At 68.6% G+C, this 26911-nt stretch carries 22 protein-coding genes and 1 tRNA gene; 7 read left to right on the forward strand and 16 right to left on the reverse strand.

The window, feature by feature from the left end:
• Positions 1–17: 17 nt before the first annotated feature.
• The 4 genes from VMT40_RS19120 to VMT40_RS19135 form a co-directional block, all read right to left on the reverse strand.
• Positions 18–91 (reverse strand) — tRNA-Asp (locus VMT40_RS19120).
• Positions 92–162: 71 nt separating this feature from the next.
• Positions 163–1269 (reverse strand): succinyldiaminopimelate transaminase, encoded by a 1107-nt coding sequence (gene dapC, locus VMT40_RS19125; protein WP_326359702.1) that lies wholly within the window; start codon positions 1267–1269, stop codon positions 163–165.
• An 8-nt stretch (positions 1270–1277) separates the two neighbouring features.
• On the reverse strand, positions 1278–1601 hold the full coding sequence (fdxA, locus tag VMT40_RS19130) for a ferredoxin (RefSeq protein ID WP_040812194.1): 324 nt from the start codon (positions 1599–1601) through the stop codon (positions 1278–1280).
• Between the two features lie 269 nt (positions 1602–1870).
• A complete protein-coding gene (locus VMT40_RS19135; protein ID WP_326359704.1) occupies positions 1871–4486 on the reverse strand; it encodes a bifunctional FO biosynthesis protein CofGH in 2616 nt (871 codons plus the stop codon).
• Between the two features lie 199 nt (positions 4487–4685).
• On the opposite strand from VMT40_RS19135, the gene VMT40_RS19140 reads away from it, so the two are divergent.
• From VMT40_RS19140 to VMT40_RS19150, 3 genes are all read left to right on the forward strand, one after another.
• A complete protein-coding gene (locus tag VMT40_RS19140; RefSeq protein WP_326359705.1) occupies positions 4686–6116 on the forward strand; it encodes a hypothetical protein in 1431 nt (476 codons plus the stop codon).
• A gap of 110 nt (positions 6117–6226) precedes the next feature.
• Positions 6227–6733: a PH domain-containing protein gene (locus VMT40_RS19145; protein ID WP_326359706.1), complete on the forward strand. Its 507-nt coding sequence runs from the start codon at positions 6227–6229 to the stop codon at positions 6731–6733.
• Entirely contained in the window at positions 6730–8538 is a 1809-nt protein-coding gene (locus VMT40_RS19150) for a PH domain-containing protein (RefSeq protein WP_326359707.1), read from the forward strand. Before VMT40_RS19145 ends, VMT40_RS19150 begins: the two co-directional genes overlap by 4 nt.
• Positions 8539–8545: 7 nt before the next feature.
• On the opposite strand, the gene VMT40_RS19155 is transcribed toward VMT40_RS19150, so the two are convergent.
• From VMT40_RS19155 to typA, 6 genes are all read right to left on the reverse strand, one after another.
• Positions 8546–9856, reverse strand: a complete 1311-nt coding sequence (locus VMT40_RS19155) for an FAD-binding oxidoreductase (protein ID WP_326359708.1) — start codon at positions 9854–9856, stop codon at positions 8546–8548.
• Between the two features lie 92 nt (positions 9857–9948).
• Positions 9949–10443: a hypothetical protein gene (locus tag VMT40_RS19160; protein ID WP_326359710.1), complete on the reverse strand. Its 495-nt coding sequence runs from the start codon at positions 10441–10443 to the stop codon at positions 9949–9951.
• Positions 10440–10598, reverse strand: a complete 159-nt coding sequence (locus VMT40_RS19165; protein WP_326359711.1) for a hypothetical protein — start codon at positions 10596–10598, stop codon at positions 10440–10442. The genes VMT40_RS19160 and VMT40_RS19165 overlap by 4 nt, the downstream gene beginning before the upstream one ends.
• 12 nt (positions 10599–10610) lie before the next feature.
• Positions 10611–11474, reverse strand: coding sequence for an N-acetyl-1-D-myo-inositol-2-amino-2-deoxy-alpha-D-glucopyranoside deacetylase (gene mshB, locus VMT40_RS19170; RefSeq protein ID WP_326360256.1), 864 nt, complete (start codon positions 11472–11474; stop codon positions 10611–10613).
• A gap of 35 nt (positions 11475–11509) precedes the next feature.
• The gene (locus VMT40_RS19175) at positions 11510–13234 is read right to left on the reverse strand and encodes an ABC transporter family substrate-binding protein (protein WP_326359713.1); all 1725 of its coding nucleotides are present in this window, start codon (positions 13232–13234) and stop codon (positions 11510–11512) included.
• 185 nt (positions 13235–13419) lie between these two features.
• Positions 13420–15315, reverse strand: coding sequence for a translational GTPase TypA (gene typA / locus VMT40_RS19180; protein ID WP_326359715.1), 1896 nt, complete (start codon positions 15313–15315; stop codon positions 13420–13422).
• 169 nt (positions 15316–15484) lie between these two features.
• Here typA and VMT40_RS19185 point away from each other — a divergent pair, with 169 nt between their 5' ends.
• Positions 15485–15661 (forward strand): hypothetical protein, encoded by a 177-nt coding sequence (locus VMT40_RS19185; protein WP_326306465.1) that lies wholly within the window; start codon positions 15485–15487, stop codon positions 15659–15661.
• 20 nt (positions 15662–15681) lie between these two features.
• Positions 15682–15975 carry a 4a-hydroxytetrahydrobiopterin dehydratase gene (locus VMT40_RS19190; protein WP_326359716.1) on the forward strand — a complete coding sequence of 98 codons (294 nt, stop codon included), beginning with the start codon at positions 15682–15684 and terminating at the stop codon, positions 15973–15975.
• On the opposite strand, the gene VMT40_RS19195 is transcribed toward VMT40_RS19190, so the two are convergent.
• Positions 15917–17146 (reverse strand): mannosyltransferase, encoded by a 1230-nt coding sequence (locus VMT40_RS19195; protein WP_326359718.1) that lies wholly within the window; start codon positions 17144–17146, stop codon positions 15917–15919. The two genes, VMT40_RS19190 and VMT40_RS19195, sit on opposite strands and share 59 nt — an antisense overlap.
• A gap of 151 nt (positions 17147–17297) precedes the next feature.
• Positions 17298–18617, reverse strand: coding sequence for a mannosyltransferase (locus VMT40_RS19200; RefSeq protein ID WP_326359720.1), 1320 nt, complete (start codon positions 18615–18617; stop codon positions 17298–17300).
• Positions 18618–18851: 234 nt separating this feature from the next.
• Here VMT40_RS19200 and VMT40_RS19205 point away from each other — a divergent pair, with 234 nt between their 5' ends.
• Entirely contained in the window at positions 18852–19604 is a 753-nt protein-coding gene (locus VMT40_RS19205; protein ID WP_326359721.1) for an Rv1157c family protein, read from the forward strand.
• Between the two features lie 111 nt (positions 19605–19715).
• Positions 19716–20078, forward strand: a complete 363-nt coding sequence (locus tag VMT40_RS19210) for a hypothetical protein (RefSeq protein ID WP_326359722.1) — start codon at positions 19716–19718, stop codon at positions 20076–20078.
• Here VMT40_RS19210 and VMT40_RS19215 read toward each other — a convergent pair whose 3' ends face one another.
• From VMT40_RS19215 to VMT40_RS19230, 4 genes are all read right to left on the reverse strand, one after another.
• Positions 20079–20807, reverse strand: a complete 729-nt coding sequence (locus tag VMT40_RS19215) for a DUF1906 domain-containing protein (protein WP_326359723.1) — start codon at positions 20805–20807, stop codon at positions 20079–20081.
• A 275-nt stretch (positions 20808–21082) separates the two neighbouring features.
• Entirely contained in the window at positions 21083–22309 is a 1227-nt protein-coding gene (locus tag VMT40_RS19220) for a hypothetical protein (RefSeq protein ID WP_326359725.1), read from the reverse strand.
• Between the two features lie 157 nt (positions 22310–22466).
• The gene (locus VMT40_RS19225; RefSeq protein ID WP_326359727.1) at positions 22467–23123 is read right to left on the reverse strand and encodes a CHAP domain-containing protein; all 657 of its coding nucleotides are present in this window, start codon (positions 23121–23123) and stop codon (positions 22467–22469) included.
• Between the two features lie 71 nt (positions 23124–23194).
• Positions 23195–26785, reverse strand: coding sequence for a BTAD domain-containing putative transcriptional regulator (locus tag VMT40_RS19230; RefSeq protein ID WP_326359728.1), 3591 nt, complete (start codon positions 26783–26785; stop codon positions 23195–23197).
• Positions 26786–26911: the final 126 nt, after the last annotated feature.

Consider the following 26911-nt stretch of genomic DNA (forward strand, 5'->3'; position numbering starts at 1 on the left):
GGCTTCGACATGAGAGGCGACCCTGACGGGACTCGAACCCGCGACCTCCGCCGTGACAGGGCGGCGCGCTAACCAACTGCGCCACAGGGCCTTGCAAAACTGCTCGGCCACCGGGCCTTGCAACGTCGTAGACGCTATCACGGGCCCGGTGGTAACGGGAAATCAGCTGGTCAGGCGATCAGCGGCCGTCGCGATGCGCTCATCGGTGGCGGTAAGGGCAATGCGCACATGCTGATTGCCGCGCGGGCCGTAGAACTCGCCCGGCGCGGCCAGGATGCCACGCTCGGCCAGCCAGTCCAGGGTAGTGCGGCACGGTTCGCCGCGGGTCGACCACAGGTACAGCCCGGCCTCGGAGTCGTCGATGCGGAATCCCGCGCGCTGCAGGGCATCTCGCAGCACCACCCGCCGCGCCCGGTAGCGGTCCTTTTGCTCGATCTCGTGCGCGTCGTCGCCGAGGGCGGCGGTCATGGCCGCCTGGATCGGGTACGGCAGCATCATGCCCGAGTGCTTGCGCACCTCGAGCAGCTCCGCGATCAGCTCCGGGTCGCCGGTCACGAAACCGGCCCGGTAGCTGGCCAGATTCGAGGTCTTGGACAGCGAGTGAATGGCCAGCAGGCCGGTGTGATCGCCGTCGCACACCTCGGGATCGAGGATGGAGACCGCGCGCCCCTCCCAGGCCAGGCCCAGGTAGCACTCGTCGGAGGCGACGATCGCGCCGCGCTCGCGGGCGAAGCGCACCACCTTGCGCAGGTGGTCGACGCCGAGCACCTTGCCGGTCGGGTTGGACGGCGAATTGAGGAAGATCAGCGCGGGCCGCTCGGGACCGAGCTGGACGGTGCTGTCGGCGCGCAGGTAGCGCGAACCCGAGAGCAGCGCGCCCACTTCGTAGGTCGGGTAGGCGACCTCGGGGATGACGACCAGATCCTGCGAGCCCAGGCCGAGCAGTCGCGGCAGTCCCGCGATCAGCTCCTTGGTGCCGATGGCGGGCAGCACGGCGGCCGGATCCACGCCGGTGATCCCGAAACGCCGCTTCAGCGCCGCGACAACGGCTTCGCGCAATTCGGGCGTGCCGTGCGTGGTCGGGTACCCGGGCACCTCCGCCACCGACGAGAGTCCCTCGCGGATCAGCGGATCCACCGGATCGACCGGGGTGCCGACCGAGAGGTCGACAATGCCGTCCGGGTGCGAAGCGGCCTTCGCCTTCACGGAAGCGATGGTGTCCCAGGGGAAATCGGGCAGCAGTGCGCTGACCCGGCCACGCGCGGTCAAATCTCGTCCTACTCGCTGGCCATCGGCGGTAGCGCGGCGATGAACGGCGGGTCGTAGTCGACCTTGCCGACCTTGGTGGCGCCGCCCGGGGAGCCCAGGTCGTCGAAGAAGTCGACGTTCGCGTTCACGTAACCGGCCCACTGATCCGGGGTGTCGTCTTCGTAGAAGATCGCTTCCACCGGGCAGACCGGTTCACATGCACCACAGTCCACGCACTCGTCCGGTTGGATGTACAGCATGCGGCCGCCCTCGTAGATGCAGTCCACGGGGCATTCCTCGATGCACGCCTTGTCCTTCACGTCAACGCACGGTTCAGCGATGATGTACGGCACTGCCGCTCTCCTAGTCTGTCCTCACATGCGGGATGAACTCCGCCCGGCGAAAACCCTATCCCGGCCAGCCAACATTACTACCGCACAGCCTGCCCTAACTCACGGCTCCCCCGCCTCCCCGCGCCTTTAGCGGGCGGCTAGGAGCCGCCTACCGGTGGCGACCCGTGCCAGCGGTAAGAGCCGAACCGATTTTGGACGTACCCGATGAGGTACCCCCAGCGCAGCGAAATCAGTTGTCACGTTGCGAACGCTGCGAGTCCGGCGGCCCTTCAGCTCTTCAGCAACGTCGCCGAGAGCTGGGTGAGCGCTCGGTTGGCGGGCACACCGTAGGTGGTGGTGCGCTGCCGGACCGGGCGGCCGATGCCCGACGCGATCTCCGTCAGTTCCTCGACCGTCTTGGCGGATCCGTGTTCGGAACCGGCCATGCGGGAAATGGTCTCTTCCATGAGGGTGCCGCCGAGGTCGTTGGCGCCACCGTTCAGCATCAGTTGGGTTCCCTTGATTCCCAGTTTGACCCAGCTGGTCTGAATATTCTCGATACGGCCGTGCAGCATGATGCGCGCGAGGGCGTGCGCGGCGCGATTGTCGCGAATCGTCGGGCCGGGGCGGGACGCGCCCGCGAGATAGAGCGGGGCGCTCTGGTGCACGAACGGCAGCAGCACGAATTCGGTGAAACCACCTGTCTCATCCTGGATTCCGCGCAGCACGCGCAGGTGCCCCACCCAGTGCTTGGGATTGTCCACGTGCCCATACATCATGGTCGAGCTGGAGCGAATGCCCAGCTTGTGCGCGGTGGTGATGACATCGATCCAGGCCGAGGTGGGCAGCTTGCCCTTGGTGAGCACCCAGCGCACCTCGTCGTCGAGAATCTCCGCGGCCGTGCCCGGAATGCTGCCCAGCCCGGCCTCTTTCAGCGCCGAGAGCCAGTCGTGCACGGACTGGCCGCCGCGCGACGCACCGTTCACGATCTCCATGGGGCTGAAGGCGTGCACGTGCATGTCGGGGACGCGGTCCTTGATCGCCCGCACCAGATCCGCGTACCCGGTGACCGGTAGCTCCGGATCGATGCCGCCCTGCATGCAGATCTCGGTCGCGCCCTCGACCCACGCCTCCCAGGCGCGGTCGGCGACCTCGGCCGGGCTCAGGCTGAAGGCATCGGCATCGCCCTTGCGCTGCGCGAACGCACAGAAGCGGCAGCCGGTGTAGCAGATATTGGTGAAGTTGATGTTCCGGTTGACGATGTAGGTGACGTCCTCGCCCACGGTGTCGCGGCGCAGCTGATCGGCCAGGGCGGTGATCGCCTCCAGGGCCGGGCCGTCGGCGGTGGCCAGCGCCAGGTACTGGTCGTCGGAGAGTCCGGCCGGATCCTTCTCGGCGGCGCGCAGGGCGGCCATGACATCGGAGTCGAAGCGCTCGGGCGCGGCGGCGGCCAGCTCGTGCACCTGCTCGCGAATGGACTCCCAGTCACCGAAGGCACCCAGCGAATCATCGGCAATGCCGGAGTCGCTGCGGGATTCGGTGAGACGGCCCTCACTGTCGATGGCCGTGTTCAGGTCGATGCGGCCGACCGACTCCCAGTCGTGGTCCGGCTCCTGCCACGGCAGGCCGACCGGCTTCACGTCGGCGGCCAGGCCGGTCTCCGGATCCATCAGCGCCGCAACATGTTTGGACACGCGCGGATCGATCCACGGGTGACCCGCCAGCACGTACTTCGGGTGCGCGGTAATGCGCTCGGTGAGCACGTATCCGGCCTCGGCGGTGACCTGGGCGAGGGTCTCCAGATTCGGCCAGGGCCGTTCCGGATTCACGTGGTCGGGGGTGAGCGGGGAGACCCCGCCCCAATCGTCCACGCCCGCCGCGATGAGCGCCCGGCACTCCTCCAGCGACACCAGGTTCGGCGGGGCTTGAATGCGCATCTTGGGACCCAGCAGCAGCCGCGCCACCGCGATGGTGGCCCGGAACTCCGCCAGATCGGCGTCCGGGGTGTCGCGCATGGCGGTGTTCTGCTTGGCCAGGAAGTTCTGGATGATGACTTCCTGCACGTGCCCGAAGGCCTTGTGCACCTTGCGAATCGCCAGAATGGACTCGGCACGCTCGGTCAGGTTCTCGCCGATGCCCACCAGGATGCCCGTGGTGAACGGCACCGACAGGCGACCGGCGTCGGTGAGGGCACGCAGGCGCACGGCCGGATCCTTGTCGGGCGAACCGTAGTGCGCCCGACCGGGTTCGGTGAACAGCCGGGTGGAGGTGGTCTCGAGCATCATGCCCATGGACGGGGCCACCGGCTTGAGCCGCGAGAGCTCCTCCCAGGTCATCACGCCCGGATTCAGGTGCGGCAGCAGGCCGGTCTCCTCCAGCACGCGAATCGCCATGGCGCGCACGTAATCCAGGGTGGAGTCGTAGCCGCGCTCGTCGAGCCACTGCCGGGCCTCGGGCCAGCGGTCCTCGGGGCGGTCACCGAGAGTGAAAAGGGCCTCCTTGCAACCCAATTCCGCGCCCTGGCGGGCGACCTCGAGAATCTCGTCGGGCTCCATGTACATGCCCTTGCCCTGCGCGCGCAGCTTGCCGGGCACGGTGACGAAGGTGCAGTAGTGGCACTTGTCGCGACACAGGTGCGTAATGGGGATGAACACCTTGCGCGAGTAGGTGATCGGGAGCGTCTCCCCCGCGTACCCCGTCTCGCGCAGCCCGGCGTCACGCACCCGCGCGGCCGAGGCGCACAGATCCTCGAGCTGCTCGCCGCGGGCGTGCAGCAGCACCACGGCCTCGTCGAGGTTGAGCGTCGCGCCGTCCCGCGCCCGGCGCAGGGCCCGGCGCATGGCCGACTCGCTCGGCGGTTTCGGCGGCAGGCTCGGGTTCGCTAGATCCGTCACGCCATCGATCATGCGCCATCCATCCGACTTATCCGACTCGGGTGCCATGGAACGTCGCAACCGGGTCGCGTCTGGTTGTATTCCGGTGCCCTGGATCGAAGATGGCGGGCGATGCAATTACTCGCATCCTCGAGTTCATCTATTCAAATTTCAGTATCGATGCAATAGCCTCGCGTGATCACTTCGCAGGAGCAGAAGAGGGAGACCCCACGTGCTCGGGAAACTCCGCCGCGCGGCCGTCGTCGCCGGACTGGGCGCCACCGCCTTTCTGACCGTCGTCAGCGGAACCGCCGCCGCCTACGGGCCGGTGCCGCCCGCCAATCCCTATCTGGGACCGGAGGGCACCGCGACCATGCACGGCGATTCCGAGGCCTCCGACACCACGCCGCTGCCCGGCGTCGGCACCGGCGGCGTGCACGCGGACTTCCACGAGGAGGCCGCCGCCTGCCCGACCATCCTGCAGGGCGCGGACGGACTCCCGCAGGCGCTGTGCACCAAGGTGACCGACCGGTCGCCGGAGGTGCTGCTGCTGGATCCGAGCAATGGCAATACCCTCGCCCGCCTCGACCTCACCGCGGGCAGCCTGCTCGGCGGGGTGTACGCCTACCTCGACAACAACGACCGCATGGTCACCGTCGACGGGTCCGGGAACCTGCTGCGCATCGGGCACCAGCGCGGGTCCGACGGGTCGTGGTCGCTGTCGATCGCCTCGAAAACCGATGTGTCGCAGGCGGTCACCGGGCATTGCGGCGGCGGCAGCTGCGATGCGGTCAGCTCGGTCTCCCCCGATTACCAGGGCCGGGTGTGGTTCGCCACCGACGCCGCGGCGGCGGGCTTCGTCGCCACCGACGGCAGCGCGCACTCGATCGTGCTCGCGCCCGGGGAGAACGTGGCCAACAGCATCGCCACCGCACCCCAGGGCATGGCGGTGGCCACCGATCACGCGCTGTACCTGCTCACCGTGGACGGCAGCGGCAATCCGCAGATCGCCTGGCGGCAGGCCTACGACCGCGGGCCCGCGCGCAAGCCCGGCCAATTGAGTTGGGGCACCGGCGCGACGCCCACCTTCTTCGGGCCGGGCAATGGCACCGAGTACCTGGCCATTACCGACAATGCGGCGACCAAGGAGAACCTGCTGGTCTTCGATACCGCGACCGGACATCAGATCTGCTCGATACCCGCCATCGACGGCACCGAGAACTCGCCCATCGGGTCGGGCAACAGCGTGTTCGTGGCCAGCACCTACGGCTACCCGTACCCGGCGCTGCCGCCCAACGCCGGTCCGAGTCAGCCCGCCAGCGCACCGATTTCGGGCGGCATGACCCGCATCGACGTGACCGGATCGGGCTGCACGGTCGTCTGGACCAATAGCGTCCCGTCCTCGGCGGTGCCGCGACTGTCCGTGGCGGACGGCAAGATCTACACCTTCACCCGGCATTCCCTGCTCGGCAGCGGCAGCGCGGGCTTCACCGACAACTACAGCTTCGCCGTGGTCGACGCCAATACCGGCCACCTCGATACCGAACAGTTCGTCGGGGCCACCACGGTGAACGACACCCTACAAATGGTGGGCACCATAGCCCCCGGCCGAATCCAGTACCAGGGCACCACCACCGGCCTCTACCGCATCACCCCGAAGTAGGCCGCAGGCCACGGGATCGGCGGGACCGGTCGGGGTCCGTGGGACTGGACGGCTGGTTGGGGCCGTGGATCAACCGCCTCCGCGGGAGGTTTCATGGAAGCATGGGCGGCATGTCCCAGCCTCTCGTTTCCGGCGGCATTCTGGCCGAACCGGCCCGACGGCCCAGCCCGCGCGCCAAGTTGCTGTGGGCGTTGAGTGCCGCGCTGTCCTGGGTGGTACCGGTCGTCGGTGTCGGGATCTGGGCGCTGTTCGATACCCACCGGCGCGGGATCCAGGGGTTGGTGCTCGGAATCGTGCTGCTGGCAGCGGTTTTCAGCATTGTGGTGATACCGCTGTGGCGGTACGCGGTGCACCGGTGGGAGATCACCGATGAGGCCGTGTACACGCGGACCGGGTGGTTCACCCAGGAGAGCCGGGTCGCGCCGATCACCCGCGTGCAGACCGTGGACACCTATCGGGGGCCGCTGGAACGGCTGCTGGGGCTGGCCACCGTCACCGTCACCACCGCGTCCTCGGCCGGGGCGGTGCACATCAGCGCGCTGGCACTGGCCGACGCGCGGGACACCGTCGCGCAGCTCACCGCCATTGCCGCGCGGCATCGGGGGGATGCCACGTGAGCCAGACACCCGAGCCCGAGTCCGAGGTCTTCTCGGATTCCTATCCGACGGAAGTGCTTTCGCCGATCACCGGGCCCCTCGGCGCCGAGACCTGGCAGCGGCTCGACCGGCGCATGCTGCTGGTGCACCCCGTCACCGAACTCGTCCGCTACATCCCGGTGCTGATCGCCTCGCTGATCGCGGGCGCGCGCGCCGACAACCCCACCTGGAGTCTCGCGGTCGTCGCGGTCATCGTGGCCTTCGCGCTCACCCGCTGGTTCACCACGACCTATCGCATCACCCCCGAGAACGTGGAACTGCGCACGGGATTGATTCAGCGCAAACGGCTTTCGGTGCCGCGCAATCGGGTGCGGTCGGTGGACGTGCAGGCCGACCTGCTGCACCGGGCCCTCGGGCTGGCGGTGCTGTCGATCGGCACCGGACAGCACGCGGAGAAGGGCGACCGGTTCAAGCTGGACTCGCTGGACGCGAAGCTGGTGCCGCAACTGCGGGCAGACCTGCTGGCGCACACCCGGGCGGGATCGGAATCCGCTGCCGCCCAGTCGAATACGACGCCAGGCGAGGGAAGCGCCGCGACGGCCGATAGCCGTCCGGGCGTGGAAATCGCGCACTGGCAGGCCGATTGGGTCCGCTACGCCCCACTGTCCCTGACCGGCTTCGCCATTGTCGCCCCGGTCGTGGGTCTGGCCTTCCAGTACGGCTTCGCCCAGATCTTCCTGAAGTCCGGCACCGTCCAGGACGTGGGCCAGCGCAGCGCGGGCGTCATTGCCGCCGTCATCGCCCTGCTCCTGGTGGTCCTGGTCATCGTGGTCAGCATTGCCGCCTGCGCCCGCTACCTCATGACCTGGTTCGCCCTGAACGTCCACGACGACGGCAAGACCCTCACCATCCGCCACGGCCTGTTCACCACCCGCCAAACCACGCTCGACCTGGCCCGCCTGCGCGGCGCCACCGTCAACGAACCCCTCCTGCTCCGACTTGCCGGTGCCGCCGAACTCGAGGCCATCATGGTCGGCACCAGCCCCCGCCAGAAGATCCTCCCCCAGGCACCCCGCCCCGCCATCGACCGCACCCTCGCCCACCTCCTCGGCACCACCGCGGGCGTGGCGCGCCCATCCACCACACTCGACTCCCCGCGCCCAGACGACAACCAACTCCGCACCTCCCCCGGTCCTTCCGGCGCACCTTCGCCCGGAATCGAGAACGGCACAGTGGATTCCGTCCAGCACCATGCCGGGACGACGCGTGAGCCCGCCGCCGCGACGACAGGCGAACCTGCCGCCGCGCGGGTGAATCCGGCCTATCTGCCGCCGACCCCTGTGCCGCCGCCTGTCGCCGTGCCGCTGGTGCCGCACGGCGCGGCCGCTCGGCGTCGCCGCTATACCCGTGCACTGGGTCCGCTCGCGGCGGTCGCGGTCGCGCTGCTGGTGATTTCCCTTGCGGGCGGTCATATTCCGTTGTGGGTGTGGATCGTGCTCGCGGTCGCGGTGCCGTTCGCCGTCGCGCTCGGGTGGGATCGGTACCGCGGACTCGGGCATGCCGTCATTCCCGCCGCGAATGGCAATCCCGCCTGGCTCATCACCCGTAGCGGCTGTCTCGACCGCGATCGCGACTGCCTCGAAGCGCCGGGCATTATCGGATGGACGGTGCGGCAGACCTTCTTTCAGCGTCGGGTGGGGGTGGCGACCGTGGTAGCGGCGTCGGCCGCGGGCAAGAAGCGCTACCACGTCATCGACCTGCCCCTCGCTCAGGCCTGGGCCCTCATCGAGGCGGTGACGCCCGGCCAGCTCGGCACACCGCGCTGAGCGCCGGTCAGCCGAGCACCGGGTAGTTGGAGCGAATCACATTGCGCGGGTCACGGTCTCGCTTGATGGCGCGCAGCCGGTCCAGGGTCACCGCGTCGAATGCCGCGGCGGCCGATTCGCCCGGAGCCAGGAAGGTGAACGGCTTCTTTCCGGTGGCATGCTCCGCGAGCTCCGCCGACACGGCATCGAGCTTGGCGCACACCGCGTCTCGCAGATGCGGTAGCCCGATCCCGAGGGTGGAGACCAGGTAGCGCTCGGCGAGCGCGCCCCGCGCACCCGCCGCGGGCCCGGCCAGCGCGCCGCCGAGATGCCGGACCTGAATGCTGATGATCGGCGCGAGCGTCTCACCGAGCAGGATCTTCTCGGCCTCCGGGGTCAGCTCGGCGAGTAGCTCGCCGCGCGTGATGGCCGGACTGGGATCGGTGGGTTCGGTGGTGATGTCGCCGAGATCGGCGACCGACATGGCGGTCCGCGTATCGGCGACCGCGTCCCCGATGCCATCCAGAACCGAGACCAGGGCCCGCCCCCGCTCGGGATCGCCGAGATAGGCCAGATCCAGCCCGACCATTTCCGGTGCCTGCGGGAACTGGAATCGGCTGAACCACACCGACAACTCGTCGGGCGCCCCGGACGTCAACTCGCGGAACGCATCCCACACCTGCGCGAGCCGCGCGGCGGGCCACATGATGCGACCGCCGTACAGCCCTGGCGCGGGGAACAGTTCGAATTCCAGACCGGTCACCACGGCGAAATCGCCACCGCCACCGGACAATGCCCAGAACAGATCGGGATCGCTGTCCGCGGTCACCCGCGCCGACCGGCCCTCGGCATCCACGATCTCGAAGGCGCGCACCGCGTTCGAGGCCCAGCCGTACTTGCGCCCGAACCAGCCTTTGCCGCCGCCCAGTGTGTACCCGGTGACGCCGACCACTGGATTGCTGCCCGCCAGACCGGTCAGCCCGTACCCGGCCGCCGCAGCCTGCACCTGCCCCCACTTCACCCCCGCGCCGACCCGGGCCACCCGACCCACCGGGTCGATCTCCAGCCCTTTCAATGCCCCGGTGCGCAGCAGGATCGCGTTCTCGACCCCGCCCGCGGCACCGTGCCCGGTCGGCTGGGTCACCACCGGCAACCCCGCGCCGCCCGCGTAGCGCACCACGGCCGCCACCTCCGCGGCGTCGGCGACCTCGACCACCGCCGCCACCGGCTGCGTCACCGCCAGGCTCCACGGCCGTGCGACCTGCTCGAATTCGGCGTCGCCGGACGCCAATACGCGTCCCCGGACGGCAGTGCGCAGTTCGTCGAATCCCATCGTCATCCCTCGCTCGTCATCGGTGATCGTTCACTCTGATGACGAGACGGAACGGAAAAAGGTGACAGCCGACGGGCCGCCCCGGGCCGTGATCTAGGTCACGCCCCCGTGGCGGCCAGGCGCACAGTGGCCCGGTAGTACAGGTACATGCCCGCGGGCAGCAGACCGCAGATGAGCAGCAGCATGGTGGGCCAGTCCCCCATCAGCAGCGCGGACCACGGGCTGAACCCCGCGCACACCAGGAAGCCGACCGCCCACAGCAGCAACGGCGACGCCATCACCGGAATCCGCTGTGTCACAACGCCCATGCCCATTACTAGCAACACATTGATCACGGCTGCGGCCAGCGCCGTGAAGGGCAACGCGATCGCGCCCGAGGTCGTGCCCGAGGCCAGCGAACCCGCCGCCATCACCGGCGACACCTCCGGCAGGTGCGCGTGCCCGGCGTAGATCGGCAGGAACAGCACCTCGAGCCCGAGCGTGATCACCGTGTCGATCAGCAGCAGCCCGACGATCACCGCATTGAACGCGGTGCGCGCCGGACTCGGCTCGATCGCCACCTCGCGCGCGTGCGCGCCGACGGCCGCCGTCACGGCACCGGCGGGAATCCGAGCAGGGTCAGCAGCTGACTCTGCATGTCCACGAAGCCGTACAGCACCGACAGGTAGAGATCGTGCTGCCACTCGAAGTAGGGCCGCTGGCTCTCGACGAACGCCGCGATGGCGTTCTGGAGGTCCCAGTTGTACATAGCCTCAGTCTCTCATTCCAGCCCGGCGAAGAGATCATGTTCGCGCCCGTCCGGACCGACCGGGCCGCGCTCACCGCGCACCAGAATGTAATGCTCCTCCGGCAACACCGGCTGGGCGATATCGTTCGACAGCGCGAACTCCCGCCCCGACGGGGCCACCGTCACCTGGGTGGCGTGTGCCCGCAGCGCGGCGCGCTTGGCCGCCAGCACATCGGAGACGTCGAGGGTGGTGGTCACGGATTCGGCGGGGACACAAGCCAATTCGCCGGTGTGCGGCAGTCGCCAGCCGCGCGGCAGCGCACCCGGCAGCTGATCCACGGTGCGGCGCTTGAGTGCCTCGGTGTGCATGGCCAGCACCGCCGCGTCGGTGACGGTCCAGTACAGCTTCGGCACCGTCCAACCCCAGTCCGAGGCGGCATCGACCGCGGCCATGGTGATCTCGTGCGCGCGAATGTGATCCGGATGCCCGTAGCCGCCGCGCGGGTCGTACCCGACCACCACGCGCGGACGCAGCTCCAGAATCACCTGCACGAGCGCGTCGACCGCGGCGGTACCGGAATTGACGAACGCGCGCGGATTGCGCGCCGACGGCGTCCCGGCCATCCCGGAGTCGCGCCAACGGCCCGCGCCGCCCAGGAAATGCGGCGGCCCCGCGTCCAATTCGGCCAGGGCCCTGGTCAATTCGAGAATCCGGTAACCGCCCAGCTGATCGGCCTGCCCGGCCACCAGTTGCGCGTACTCGTCACCGATGACCTCGCCCTCTTCCCCGAGCGTGCAGGTCACCACGGTGACGGGCACCCCGCGCTTGCGGTAGTGGGCGATGGTGCCGCCGGTGGTGATGGACTCGTCGTCGGGGTGCGCGTGCACCAGCAGCATGCCGTGCGTCGCGGTGCCCGGGAACGCGGGAGTGCTCACGGCAGCCTCCGCCAGTTGGCCGCGTCGCCGAAGATGCCGGTCTGAATGGCACCGCTCAGCGACGCGCCGTCCACGCGCGGTCCGGCCGCGGCGACCTGGGTGTCCTGCACGATGGGCAGCACCGTCGCCAGGTCCCACAGCTTGGGCTCGGCATCGGCGATGATCTTGCCCACGTCGATGCCGCGCAGCGCCGCGTCGATGGCGGGCTGCAGGGTCGGATCGCAGACGCCGGACAGATTCGACGGGGCCTTCTTCGCACCGTCCACCACGGTCGAATCACTGCCGTCGCCGGGCAGTGGCACCGGCGCGCACCCGTAGCGCGAGGCCAGCACCGTCGCCGGATCCTCACCGGTGCGCTCCCAGCCGACCACCGCGTCGATCCCGACGTCGGTCAGCTCCTTGCCGTACAGCTGCGCGGCGGTCACGCTGCGCACGATCACATCGATTCCGGCACTGCGCAATTGGTCGGCCGCGGTATTGGCCACCGCCAAGGTGGTGGTGTCGCCATCGACCGCGCCCAGCCGCACGGTCAACGATTTTCCGTTCTTGGCCAGCGAACGCGGTTGCGGCGCGGGCGAAGTCGCCGACTGCGCGGCGGGAGTCTCCGCCGCACGGGCGAATCCGGCCTCGGCCAGCAGCCCGAACGCCTCCTCCTGGCTCAGGCGCGGCGGCTCGGTGGCCGCGTACCCGGGATCCGAGGGCGCGAGCACCTGCGCCCGCACCGGCTCCACCCAGCTGCCGGTCTGCGCGCCGACCGTGGCCAGCAGCACCGGATCCAGCAGCCCCAGCACCGCGCGCCGCACCCGCACATCGGCGAGATCGCCGCTGCGGCCATTGAGTACGAGCTGCATTTCCCGCGCCTGCGCCATCATGGCCGTGCGCACCGACGGGATCGCGCCCAGCTGCGCCTGCAAGGCCACACCGCCGTGCACCAGCGCCATCTGCGCGTCCCCGACCCGCAGCGATTCGGCGATCTGCGCGGGAGTTCCACCGCGGCGCAACAGAATCTGATCCGGCACCGCGGGCTGACCCCAATACCGGTCATTGCGTTCCAGCAGAATCTCCTCGCGGCCGCGATCGGCCTGCTTGATGCGGAACTGGCCGCCGGAGATCCGAATGGTGTCGATGAGCCCCTGCTCGAAACCGGAGTCCTTCACCAAGTGCTGGGGCAGCAGATCCGAAAACAGTTGCCGCCAGGCCGGATACGGCTGCGTCATGGTGACGGTCACGGTCTTGCCGCCCGCCGACGAACTGATGTCCGAGATGAGCCGGTAGCCCGCGGGATCCACCGCGCCGGGCTGCGTGATCATCTGCTGCCACAGGTATTTGAAGTCCTCGGCCGCGATGGGCGCGCCGTCGGACCAGGACGCTTCGTTCTTGATCTGGTAGGTGACGGTGAACGGCTCCTGCGCCGTCACATCCGCCGAGACCATGAGCGCCGGATCCAGCACCCAGTCCGTGCCGCCCGGCACGCCCGGCGTGGGGACCGCGCGGAACGGACTCGGCAGCACCATCGACGCCACGGCCGCCGTCGCGGGCGACTGCTGCGACCGCAGATGCGGATTGAACCCGATGCCGATGTCGTCGACGGCCACCGTGACGGAGTTCTTCCCCGGCTTGGCGGGCTGTGTCTTGGGACTGTCGGTCGACTCGATCGGCGGCGGCGGATTGGCGGTGCATCCGGTAGCGACCGCCAACAGGGCCGCTACCAGAACCAACACCGCACGCAACGATGCGCGCTTCCGGGCCCCTGTTCTCACGTTCGGCACTCTACTGGAACCCTTTCGCGCCACCCGGCTACCGATGCACGAGACCCGTCAAGACTGGACCGCCCACCCGGGCTGACCGGGTGGGCGGTTGGGGTTTCAGGGGCATCACCCCTGAGAGCCCCCGAGAGTTGGGATTCTTACTGGGCGGCCCGGTCCCGCGCCTTGCGGCGGGAGATCTCACGCTGCCGGTCGTTCGCGTTCAGGATGACCTTGCGCACGCGCACGATCTCCGGCGTCACCTCGACACACTCGTCGGCGGCACAGAACTCCATGGCCCCTTCGAGATCCAGCTGCAGCGGCTTGGCCAGGGTCTCGAGCACGTCACCGGTCGCGGACCGCATATTGGTCAGCTTCTTCTCGCGGGTGACATTGATGTCGAGGTCCTCGGCACGCGGGTTGATGCCCACCACGTGACCCTCGTAGGTGTCGGCACCCGGCTCCACGAAGAACTGACCGCGGTCGGCCAGCTGGATCATGGCGAACGGGGTGACCGAACCCGCGCGGTCGGAGACCAGCGAACCGGTGTGGCGGGCGCGGATCTCACCGGCCCACGGCGCGTACCCGTCGAACACCGCGTTGGCGATGCCGGTGCCGCGGGTCTCGGTGAGGAAGTCGGTGCGGAAACCGATCAGACCGCGCGACGGCACGATGAACTCCATGCGCACCCACCCGGCCGAGTGGTTGCTCATCTGGACCATCTTGCCCTTGCGGGCGGCCAGCAGCTGGGTGACAGCGCCCAGGTACTCGTCCGGGCAGTCGATGGTCAGCTCTTCGAAGGGCTCGTGCACCTTGCCGTCGACGGTCTTGGTGACCACCTGCGGCTTGCCGACGGTCAGCTCGAAGCCCTCGCGGCGCATCTGCTCGACCAGGATCGCGAGGGCCAGCTCACCACGGCCCTGCACCTCCCAGGCGTCCGGGCGGCCGATGTCGAGCACACGCAGCGACACATTGCCGACCAGTTCCTGGTCCAGGCGCGACTTCACCATGCGGGCGGTCAGCTTGTGGCCCTGCACGCGGCCGACCAGCGGCGAGGTGTTGGTGCCGATGGTGACCGAGATGGCGGGCTCGTCGACGGTGATGCGCGGCAACGCGACCGGGTTCTCCAGATCGGCGAGGGTGTCGCCGATCATGATGTCCGGGATGCCCGCGACGGCGACGATGTCACCGGCCACGGCCTCCTCGCCGGGCTGACGCTCGACGCCGATGGTCTTGAGCAGCTCGGTGATCTTGACCTGCTTGACGCCGTCACCGTGCATCCAGGACACGCTCTGTCCCTTGCGCAGGGTGCCGTTGTGGATGCGCACCAGGCCGATTCGGCCCAGGAACGGGGAGGCATCGAGGTTGGTGACGTGCGCCTGCAGCGGCGCGGTGGCGTCGCCCTTGGGGGCGGGCACGTACTTCATGAGGACCTCGAACAGCTCGTCGAGGTTCTCGGCGTCGGGCACCTGGCCGTTGTCGGGGCGCTTGGTGGAGGCCACACCGGCGCGGCCGGAGGCGTAGAGCACCGGCAGATCGAGGGCCAGCTCGGCGGCCTCGGAGGCCTCGTCGTCGAGGTCGGAGGCAAGGTCCAGCAGCAGGTCGTGCGATTCCTCGACGACCTCCTCGATGCGGGCGTCCGGGCGGTCGGTCTTGTTGACCACCAGGATCACCGGCAGCGAGGCGGCGAGGGCCTTGCGCAGCACGAAGCGGGTCTGCGGCAGCGGACCCTCGGACGCGTCGACGAGCAGCACGACGCCGTCCACCATGGACAGACCGCGCTCGACCTCACCGCCGAAGTCGGCGTGGCCGGGGGTGTCGATGACATTGATGACGGTGACCGAACCATCGGCATTGTGCCGGTGAACAGCGGTGTTCTTGGCGAGAATGGTGATGCCCTTCTCGCGCTCGAGGTCACCGGAGTCCATCACTCGGTCGACGAGCTCGGCGCGTTCGGCGAACGCGCCGGATTGCCGGAGCATGGCGTCGACCAGTGTTGTCTTGCCGTGGTCGACGTGCGCCACGATGGCGACGTTGCGGAACTCGACAGACGACACGTTTGATTCCTCCTGGTGAAAAAGTCTGATGCCGACCCGGGTGGGTCTCATGCGTGGGTTTGCCTACTTCGAGACATGGCGAACTCCACCGGGCATGCGGCGAGCTACACACTACCGGGAGTACGAAGTCACACGTTTAACGGGCTGAGGTTAGGTTAAGCTAACCAACATGGGCAAGGTGAAGGCGAAGGACGTCTCGGGTCTCAAGCCGAAGAAGAAGTGCTGCCGCAAGAAGACGCGGTGCGTGAAATGCCCCGTCGTCATCATGCGCATGAAAAAGGCCGAGGCCCAGGGCTGCTGCGGCAAGGAGCTCAAGAAGTGCCTGAAAGCCGCCCGCGCCGCCTGAATCCGGAGTAGACCGGGGTTATGAGTCCCGCGCTGCTCTCCGAAGACGACATCGCCAAGGCCCTCACCGAACTGCCCGACTGGACCCGGGAGGGCGACAGCATCACCCGCACCATCGAGGCCGCCTCGTTCCTGGCGGGCATCGAGCTGGTGCGCCGCGTGGCCACCGCCGCCGAGGCCGCCGACCACCACCCCGACATCGACATCCGCTGGCGCCGGGTCACTTTCACCCTCTCGACCCACTCCGCCGGTGGCCTCACGCCACTGGACTTGGCTCTAGCTCACGAGATCGATCGACTGCACGCTCAGGGCTGACCCGCCGCAGTCGGCCGACCGCGATGATCCAGACGAACAACGCCAGCACGCCGAGCGCGTTGGCCGCGCCCAGCCAGGCCAGGTACCACGGACGCGAGATGTCCCACATGGATTTCTGGAGCGTGCCCAGGAACCAGGAGATGCCCATCACCGTATTGAACAGCCAGAACGCGGCCATGAGGCGCGCGCCCACGGCATCCTTCAAGGGGCCGTAGCGCAGCCAGAGCACCAGCGGGATGAGGCAGATCCAGTGGTGCGACCACGAGATCGGCGCGGCCATCATGCCGAAGAGCTGCACGATGATCAGCGCGCCCAGCCGGTCGTCGGAACGCAGTGCGCGCCAGGCGCAGAAGGCGAGCACGGCCGTGACCAGCACCGCCGACTTCCACAGCAGCCCGGAGCCGATATCGTGCCCGGCCAGGCGGGTGAGCGCGCCGCGCAGCGACTGGTTGATCACCGAGCCGACCGGTCCGATGCGATGCGGATCCTCGACCAGCTCCCCGAAGTACCTGTTGGTCTCCTTCGGCACCAGCAGGTAGGTCAGGCCGATGCTCGCGACGAAGGCCACCACCGAGGCGACCACCGCGAGCCACTGCCGACGGGCCACGAAATACAGCCCGGTCACGGCCGGGGTCAGCTTGACGCCCGCGGACAGACCGACCAGCAGGCCCTGCACCCACCACCGCGCACTGCGCGCCGCGAGCATGGCCGGGAGCACCAGGAACACATTGACCTGGCCGTAGTCGAGCGTGGATCGCACCGGCTCGAGCCACATTCCGGCCGCGGTCCACGCGACCGCGGCGGTGCGCCACTTCTGTTCGCGCATGGCGTCGCGGCCGACCATCAGCTCGAGCGCGATCCACACGATGCCGAACAGCGCCGCCGCGGTCGCTATCAGCCATCCCGTGGCCACCACGTCGAAGGGCAGGAAATGCAGGGGATACAGCAGAAATGCCGCGAAAGGGGGATAGGTGAACGGCAGCGGAAATTGTGGTGACCGACTGGAATCCGTCCAGTCGTAGAGGGTTCCGTTGAAAAGATTCGCGGACCCCTCCACATAGACGTGCAAGTCCACCAGAATCAGGTTGCTCGGCCAGAACAGCGCCCACGCCACGCGGACCAGCACCGAGAAGACCAGCGCGGCAACGGCAAGGTGGAAACGTCTGTTCACAGCATGGACTTTCGAGTCGGATGGATCACCGACCGAAGTTCACGGTGGCGAATGCGGCTTGCGGAGTGTCGACAACCGTAGTCGCACAATGGATTACCCGCGTCACCCCAAAAATGAGGGCATTGCGGAACCCCCCGCTCGAATACTTATATCACCGGCCGGAGGACTGATGGTCATATGACCGATTCAGTGACCGATTGAGGCGCGCCCGCCCGACCCGGATGATCCACAGGTAGAGCGCCAGCACACCCAGCACATCCACAGCACCCAGCCAGGACAGGATGCCAGGGCGGGAGATGGTCCAGATCGACTTTTGGAAAAATCCGAGCACCCACGGCACCCCGACGAGTGTGACCACCAACCAGTACCCGGCCAGCAACCGCGCTCCCGCGGCCTGCCGCAGCGGGCCGTAGAGCAGCCACAGGATCACCGGGATGAGCCAGATCCAGTGGTGGGACCAGGAGATGGGCGACACCATGAGCCCGAACAGTTCCACGATGATGAGCGTGCCGAGGCGGTCGTCGGAATCCAGTGCGCGCCAGGCGAAGAAGGCGAGCACGGCTGTGAGCAATACCGCGGCAATCCACGGTGGGCCCGACACCACGTCGTGGCCGAGGAGGCGGCTGAGCGCGCCGCGCAGCGACTGATTGGTCGAGGAGGCGACCGGGCCGATGCGGCGCGCGTCGCCGAGCAGTTCCCTGAAGTACTTGTTCGTCTCGCTCGGCGAGATCAACCAGGTCAGCAGGATGGTCGTGACGAAGACGACCGCCGCCCAGACCGCGTCGAGCCAGCGCCTGCGGGCCAGGAAATACAGCCCGGTGACCGCCGGAATCAGCTTGACCCCCGCCGCGATGCCCACCAGCGTCCCGCCCACGTACCAGGCGCTGCGCACGGCGACCATGGCCAGCAGCACCAGGAACACATTGACCTGGCCGTAGTCGAAGGTGGACCGCACCGGCTCGAGCCACATGGCGATCGCGGTCCACGCGATGGCGGCGGTGCGCCAGTTCGCCTCGCGCATGCCCTCGGTGCCGACGAGCATCTCGAGCGACAGCCACACCACGCCGAACAGCGCCGCCATGGTGGCCAACAGCCAACCGATGGCTACCACCGTGAACGGCAGGAAGTGCAGTGGATAGAAGACCAGCGCCGCGAACGGCGGATAGGTGAACGGCAGCGGAAAGTCCGGCGTCTTACTGGAATCGGTGTAGTCGTAGAGGTGTCCGCTGCCGAAGTTCGCCGAGCCGTCGACGTAGACGTGCAGGTCCACGAAGTTCATGCCATTGGGCAGCAGCAGCACCCAGGCCAGGCGGGCCAGCACGGAGAGCGCGAGGGCCGCGACCGCCAGGCGGCGGTGTCGATGCAGGGGATTCACAGGACGTGTCGATTCACGGCACGGGCTTTCGGCTCGGGCGGACCGCGGGCAGGACTGAGCGTAGTCGTACCGCGGAGCGTCTCGCGCATCTCCCATGTATCACCGCTCACACCCTGTAACATTTGCATCACCGACCACAGGAGTAACACCTCTTCTGGTCGCCTGTTCGATACCGTCAGCTGATCTAGTTCGCCAAGATCGCGCCGTGGCTGTACAACTTGGCAGCCCGGTCCCTAGAGTGGCGCGGAGCGATGGCTCCATCGCCGCTAGATGTCCCTGAAGGTAAGGACGGCTACACCAGTGCTTCGCACCCGAGGATCGCGGTTCGCAATGTCCGCGCTGGCCCTGGCGGCCTGCGCCACCGTCGCCGTGCCGACGGCGTACGCGAAGCCCGCGACGGCACAGCCCATCTCGTCGATTCCGATGATCCCCGAAGGGGTTCCGGTCGACGCCCTGGCCTCGCTGGTTCCCGCCATCGTCGGCGCGGCCGCCGGTCCCGCCGATATCGCCGATCCCGGCCCCAAGAACGCCATCCTCGCCCAGGCCAAGCAGCTGCTCGAGAACAGCAACCTGCCCGCGCAGGTGAAGACCACGCTGCTCGCGGTCATCACCTTCCTGGACGGCAGCGGCGGTGGCGGCCCGGACATTCCGAAGGACGGCCCGGTCATCGCCCAGTTCCTGTGGCCGACCATCGGCAAGGGCTGCATCTCCTCCTCCGCCGACTCGGTGGGCACCGCGCTGGCCGTCCCCGGCCCGGCCCAGCTGCCCCCGCCCGGACCGGCCCAGGGCCAGGCCGGTTTCGTGTTCACCGCGCTGGGCACCAAGCAGCCCACCGATGTTCAGCCCACCCCCATGACGGTGCAGTGGCTGAACCTGGATACCCGCGCCAGCGGCACCATGAACCTCACCAATGAGCAGCACATCAACCCCGACGGCCCGGCCACCCTCTCGGCCATCGCGAACACCGGCACCGGCCGCGTGGTCGCCGTGGTCTCGGGTTCGCTGACCACCCAGGCCGACCCGGAGTCGCAGCCCATCACCTGCTCCTTCCTCCCCACCATCGGCTTCTTCACGGTCACGTAGCAGTCGACCGCCGATAGCGAAGAATTTCGCCCCCGTTCTCCCCCATGATCATTGAGGGAAAGCGGGGGCGAAATCGTTGGTAGGGCACGGTGCCTGTGGTAGACCGGGGCTATGGCCGCTGTGACTCACCCTGTGCGGGGACTGCATTCGCGCCGATCGATCCTCTCGATTCGTTCGGAGGGATCGATCCTGTCGATCGGCTCGGCCTATTCGATCCTGTCCATCGGCAGCGTGGGTTCGGTGCTGTCGATCGGGTCGGTGGGCTCCTTCGGCTCCATTGTTTCGTCGGCCTCGTTCGGCAGCCTCGGCTCCGCCTTCTCGGGCCTGTCGCGCTGGTCCCTGTTCTCCTGGGCGGGCGACCGTCAAAGCTTCAGCGACGGCCGGGACGAGGAGCCCGACCGCCACTTCACGCTGCGCGTGGTCCCGGACGAACCCGACCTGGCATTCGACCCGACCTGCCACTGCCAGACGTAACTACCACCACTGGCCGTACTGGGGGGCCAGGACGGAGTTCACGTCCACCGAGATGCCTCCCACCTCGCGCTTGTCGATCTCGAACTGGTGCAGGTGGGCGGCGGGGTGGACGTAGCCCTTCGGGGTGCCCCAATTGTGTTGCCAGTAGTAGGAACCCAGGCCGACGTCGCGAATGTTGTCGATGGTCGGCGAGTTGGCATAGACGCCGGTTCGCGCGCGGCCTATGACCGTTTCCCACCCCCGCAGGTACGGGTCGATCAACGTCTCGAATTCCTCATCGCTGGGGTTGTCGTCGATGGAGGCGTAGATCGGCGCGCTATCGGGCCCACCGGCCGCCTTGTGCAGCACCAATCCCCGTGCGGCGTGCCGCAATCCGGCCTCGTAGCCGCCGCGCCAGTCCGCGGTCGGCCCCTTGCCGAACTGATAGCAGGACACCACGGTCAGGCCCGCGGCGCGCAGCGCGTCGACCTCGCGGGCCTGCAGGGGTTTGCCTTCCATCCATTCCGCGCCCGGGCGGCGGTCCGAGACGTAGCGAATGACACCGAGATGGCCATCGTCGCTGATGGATTGGGGTGAGGGCACGCCTCCGGCGTAGTCGAGCAGGGTGCCCAACGATTGCTTCTTCGCACTGGCGGTGGCGGGCGGGAGGGTCAATCCCGCGGTGATCCCGGCGGCGAGAACCGTTGCGCCGGAGAGGAAGTCGCGTCGATTGACATGGGTATTACGCATCGCAGGCTCCTTCGCACACACTCGCTGGTCGATCCATTCGGAACATGAGCCATCAAGAGCGAAAGCGGCGTGCCCGGCGCACCTTCCCCGATGAACAACAAGATCATCCGTGCGCCGGGAGCCCTGAACGTGCCCTCATTTCACCATATTCACATTGGAATCGCCAGACTCATCGAACACAGCGGCACCATATGTCACATCGGGGTGAAACCGGGCAGCCGCGCCGAAGTAGCGAAGAATCAGCTACTCGATGGGCAATCAGCTACTCGATGGGCTCAGACCCGAGTCGACTCCAGCCGCGCGCCCACGTCGATGGTCCGGCGCGACACGTCGGCGACCTCGGTGCGGACCACCCTGGCCACCTGCGAGGCGATCTGCTTGCGCATTCCGGCCAGCTTGCCCAGCGCGGCCGCCCGCCAGCCCTCGGCGGTCATCTCCAGATCGATATCGTCCGCGCGCGGCGGCACCGCGTCGATGACGATCAGCAGCGGGTCCGCGGCGCGCGCGGTGAGCGCCACCGGCACTTGCACCTCGGCGCGATAGCGATTGGTCTTCAGCACATCCACGGCAATGTCCAGGCTCACCGGAATGGTGAGATCGAAGCGCACCAGGGCGGGATCCTCGGCGTGCGATTTGGCCGCAGCGGCGGCGGCCTGCGCCGATTCGGCCGCGGCCCTGGGCAATTCGGCGATCCGCGGTTCCGGCGGCACCGTCGCGGTCACCGGCGCGGCCGCGGCCACCCGGGGCAGCCGCACGCTGCCCTGCACGCGCACCTCGGCCTTGTCGCCGGGTCCGGTGCGCAGCGGCCCGACCTCGATGGTTTTGCCCGCCATGGACTCGACCACCTCCTGCACCCGTTCCGCGGTGACGATGCGGGTGAAGAAGCGGCGGCCGAACTCGTCGTAGCCGATCCAGTCGTGGGTGGGCCGCCCACGGTAGGGCGAGCGGGTGTTGTTGAGGATGGCCTCCACGTCGAAGGTGCGGCCGCGCTGCGAATCCGGATCGGACAGAATCCCGTTGATGCGGTTGGCGACCTCGCGCTGCACCAGCTGCGCGATCGGGTTGAGCAGCAGCTCCCACGCGGTGCCGATGGCCTGCGCGCGCATGACGAAGCTGACGTCGCGGCCGGTGACCGGGGGAATGTCGATGACGATGAGCAGCGGGTCGGCGGTGCGGGCGTGCATGGTGAGGTCGATTTCCACGACCGCCTCCAGGCGCAGGCGCTGGCCGCCCAGGGTGACGTCGACCCGCAGTTTCACCGGGAGCATGACGTCGAAGTGCACGTGCGGCCCGCGCCGGATGACGGTGGGTTTGCCGATGCTGCCCTTGGCCACGAAGCGGGCGAGTCCGGCGGGTCCGATTCCGAAGGGGCCGATGGTGATACCGCGCCCGGCCACGCTGGAGACCGCGGATTCGATCCGGGATTCCGTCACCGCCGCCGCCACGAAACGTTCGCCGAATTCGGCGTAATCGATCCAGGTCGGTTCGTCGGACGACGTCATCCAGCTTCTTTCGTCGGGCGGGGACCCCTGTCCTGCCGATGAGGGGGCAGCAGGACAGGGATCGATCGACGACGCTGCCGGGCGCCGCCGAAACCCATCGTAAGCGGAAGATGCGCCCAGGAGTACACCCCGCCCCGCGTGTTTCCAGAATGTGGAATCAGCGTGTTCCCAATCGCCCGAATCCGACCAGCCCCACGGTGCCGGATGGGCGGAATTTGTGGATGGCGACACCACCGGATTCTCCGGCTTCATTGCCACCTACCGTGGTGATGATATCCGAATCTACGGCAATCACAATATTCGTGTGCTGATGGAACACACTGGAATCCGCGTACATGATCACGTCGCCGACCCGGGGTAGATATCCGTTGTTCGCCTGCTCGAAACGCTGTTGGCCCCGGTAGTACTCCTCCAAGGTGTATACACCGGGGATTCGCCAGGATCCGGAATTCGGATTGCTCAAAGGCTGTCCGGCGGCGCGCATCACCCAGCTGACGAAGTCCGCGCACCACGGCTCGTCAATGCCCTCGGAGTATTTGTCCCGTCCGCTCTGTTCGTCGAATTGCTGACGCAGGACCTCCACCACCCGCGCCTGCTCGGGACTCAGCGCGGCGGTGTCGATGTCGGGAAAATCGTGCAGCAGCCGACCGTCCATGGCGCGCGGGCCGTAGGGCTCCTCGTGCCGGTGGTGCTGCCACCAGCGCAGCCCGACCACTCCCCCGACGGTCAACGCCGAAATCACCACCAGCGCAACGGTTCCCACTGTCAACCAGCGGCGACGGCGGCGTGGTCCGCGCTCGGCCTCGACTGTCATGCGATCCTCCCCATCCCGGCCGTCCCTCGGCCCTCACCAGTTAGGACGCGCCAACAGACCGCGAAGTTCCCTCAGGATCGGCGCACCAGGCGGCTGCGACCCATTGGACCCAGGCGGCTGGCCTGCATGAGACCCACGCCGGGCGGGGCGAGTTCGACCAGGTCGGCTTGCAGCCGGGCCTGTAGCGCTTCGGCCTCGGCCCGGTGACGGGCGGCCTGCTCGTGGTCGCCGAGGTAGCTCGCGAGTTCGGCCAGGACGTAGTCCATGGGCCCGAGCACCGCCGCCCCGGTCTCCAGGCCGCAGACCGTGCCCGAATAGGGCAGCAGCTGGCGATAGATGGTCAGCGCGCCCGCGGGATCCTCGAGGGCGACGGCGAGCCGGGCCTTCACCGCGGTGAAGGTCGACCAGAACTGCGGGGCCAGCGCGGGCGCGGCGGCCAGCACGCGCCGGGCCTCGTCCGCCCTGCCGGAATGCACCAGGGCCAGTGCGTACCCGTGCACGAACAGCTCGGGTTTGATAGCGGTGCGTTCGCGCAGATCCTCGAGATACTCCGACATATCGTTGCGCAGCCAGCCGATGGAGACGGCGATGCCCACGTGCAGCGCGTTGGGATCGCGGGTCGGCTCGGCCGCGCCCTCGCCGGAGTGCGCGACCAGATCGTCCAGATCCGCCGCGCCCTCGGCGAGCAGGCGCATGACCTCATCGGTATTGCCGCGCAACAACTCCAGCACCATCCCGAACGGCGCGATGGCGTCGAGCAGGTGCCGCAGTTGGCCGTCGGTGGCGTATTCGCTGGCCTTGCGGGCGTGTTCGGCGGCCTCGACCAGATCGGCGTCGGCGAGTGTGGCGCGGAACAGCAGATAGTGCGCCAGCGCCCGGAATTCGGTGAGCTGTGCCGCAGTCGACACCCGGAGCAGTTGTTCCGCATGCCTTTTCAGGTCGTGTGCCCGCAGGAATCCGCCCGCGGCGAAGGCGGCGAAGGCCTGCGCGTTGAGCACGGTGCACAGCAGATCCGGGTCGTCGAGCTCCTCGGCCATGGTCATGGCCGTGGCGGCGATGATCCGGGCGGTCGAGGGATCCTCGACGGCGCGATCGAAGACGGCGGTGACGTGCAAGTGAATTCGGGTCCGCGCCGGGAGGTCCGGGTCCGCGGACGCCACCCGCAGCGGCTCCCGAATCCGCGGGTCCGGGGTGTGCCAGTCGTGCACCGACCAGATCAGCGGTGTAGGCCAGCAGGTCGCCGCCCGCGCGAGCAGCTCTGCGCCCCTGATGGACTGGGTGCCCCTGATGGACTCGGTGCCCCCGATCGATTCGGCCAGATCCAGGGCCTGCTCCCGGGCCGACCGCGCGGCGATGTGCTGACCGTCGTAGGCCAGCGCCACCACCAGCTCGCACCGCGCCTCCAGCACGGCCAGCCGATCCGCGAGCGCGGCGGCGCCGTCGGCGTGCCCGGCCAGCTCGTGCAGGGCGAGCACCGACCGCCACCGTCGCACCGCGTCGGCCCGCATCCGCCGCTCCACGCACCGCCGGGCGGCGGCCCGCACGTAAGGCAGTGCGACCGTGGCGGTTTCGGCATCCGCCCCCAGTGCGGCGTGATGCGCCAGCGCATCGATGTCCCGCCCGCGCGGGATGTACACCTCATCGTCGGATTCCGGCGCATGCGGACCGCCGTCCGCGGCCACCGCGACCTCGTCCGCGCCCCGGAGGGCGGACAGGGTGCGGTCGGCCGGTGGCCGGGGATTGCCGAGCAGCGCGGCGACCAGGTGATCGGCGCCCCACAGTGCGTTCAGGGTCCGGTTGCCGGTCGGCTCGGGATCGCGGCGCAGGTATTCGAAGGCGGCCCAATGCATTCGGGCGCGGCGCAGTGTGGGTAGGTCGTAGTAGACGGTCTCGCGCACCAGGGCGTGATCGAAGGTGACGCGGCCCGCGCGGTCGGTGCGCAGCAGGCGCGCGGATTCCGCGGTGGCGATGAGGTCGATCACGGTGTCGGCGGATAGGTCGGCCGAGGCGGTGAGGGTGGCGATATCGCTGTCCTCGCCCCACACCGACAGGTGGCGCAGCAGATCCACGACATCGTCGGGGAGTTGGGCGATGCGGCGGCCGAGCAGATCGCGCACGCTGTCGGGGAGCGCGTCGGTGGTGCCCTGGGTGGCAACGAGTTTGGCGAGTTCACGTACGAACAGCGGATTGCCGCCGGTGCGGCGGCGCAGCAGTTCGACGGTGCGGTCGTCGAGGGTGGTGAGACCGGCGGCGGCCGCGGCCCGGCGGGTTCCGGCCATGTCCAGGCCGTCGAGGTCGATGCGGTCGGCGGTGAACAGGGCCAGGGCCGCGGCGGTATCGCGGACGCCGGTGCCCGCCTCGGTGCCGCGCAAGGTGGCGACGATGAGGATGGGGCGGTCCCGCAGCCAGTTCACCACTTGCCGCAGTACCTGCAAGGTGGCGGTGTCCGCGCCGTGCACGTCCTCGAGCACGATGGCGACGGGTGTGCCCGCCGAGCGTTCGCGACAGGACCGGACCACGCGCCGGGCCAGGGTGAAAGCGTCGGCGGCGGTGAAGGTTTCGGGGTCGGCGGCGTCGAGTCCGGTGAGCACTTCGGCCCACGCCCAGGCGGGTGGCGCGGATTCGACCTCGGGGCAGCGCCCGAACACGGTGGCCCAGCCGCGTTCGCCCAGCTGCTGGGTGATGCCGGTGGCGAGGGTCGTCTTCCCGGCACCGGCCTCGCCGGACACCCAGACCAGCCGCACCTGCCCGGTGGCCGCGGTCTCTGCGGCGGCCAGGATGGCCTGGCGCTGTGCCCCATATCCGGTGTCGGGCACCGGTTCCGGCTCTGGTCGGGGCTCGGGTTCGGGTGGCCGGACGGGGGCGAGCGGGACCACGATCTCGGTGTCCACCGAGTGGGTGAGGATGGCCGTCTCCAAATCCCGCAGTCCCGGACCGGGATCCACGCCGAACTCCAGCGTCAGGAATTCGCGGCTGCGGCGGACGGTGGCGAGCGCGTCCAGCGACTGTCCCAGTCGGTACTGGGCGACGGCCAGCAGCCGCGCGCACTCCTCGCGTCCCGGATGCTCCTCGAGAATGGGCCGCAGCGCCAGCACCACCTCGGCGGGCCGGTTCAGCTCCAGCGCCGCCTGGGCCCGCAGTTCGGCCGCGGTCAGGCGCAGGGCCTGCAGTCGAGCGGCTTCCTGTGCCGCCCACGGCATTCCGGGGAAGGATTCGAAGCCGGTGCCGTGCCAGCACGCCAGGGCGGCGTCCAGCACCCGCACCTGTTCGAGGGGGTCGGGCCGCCCGGCCGGGTCGCGCATGGCGGCCTCGTGCCCGTGCAGCAGTTGTTCGAAGTGCCAGGAATCCACTTGTGACGGCTCGAGATTGAGCGCGTACCCGTGCGATTCGGAGACGATGACGCGCGAATGCGCCCGCCGCGGCCGGTCCGGCTCGAACACCCGGCGCAGATTGTGGATGTAGACCTGTAGGGCGGCAACGGCTTTGGCGGGCGGGTCGCCGTGCCACAGATCGTCGATGAGTCGTTCGGTGGGCACCACCCGGCCACCGGCCGCGACCAGCCGTCCCAGCACCGCGCACTGCATGGGCGCGCCCGGGGGCACGCGCTGTCCGTCGATGCTGATGTGCAGTGGGCCCAGCACCCCGATCCGTATGAGTGCCATGCCGCCGTGCGACCCCCAAAGCCCACTTCGAATAAAACCAAACAGGATCCTCTCAATATGGCAGAAATTCTGCTAGATCGCGCTGTCTTGTGATCCGGCTTAACTCGATACGAAGTCGCTGTGAAG

Origin of the sequence: Nocardia sp. CDC160, assembly GCF_035818795.1 — a bacterium.
Lineage (GTDB): Bacteria > Actinomycetota > Actinomycetes > Mycobacteriales > Mycobacteriaceae > Nocardia.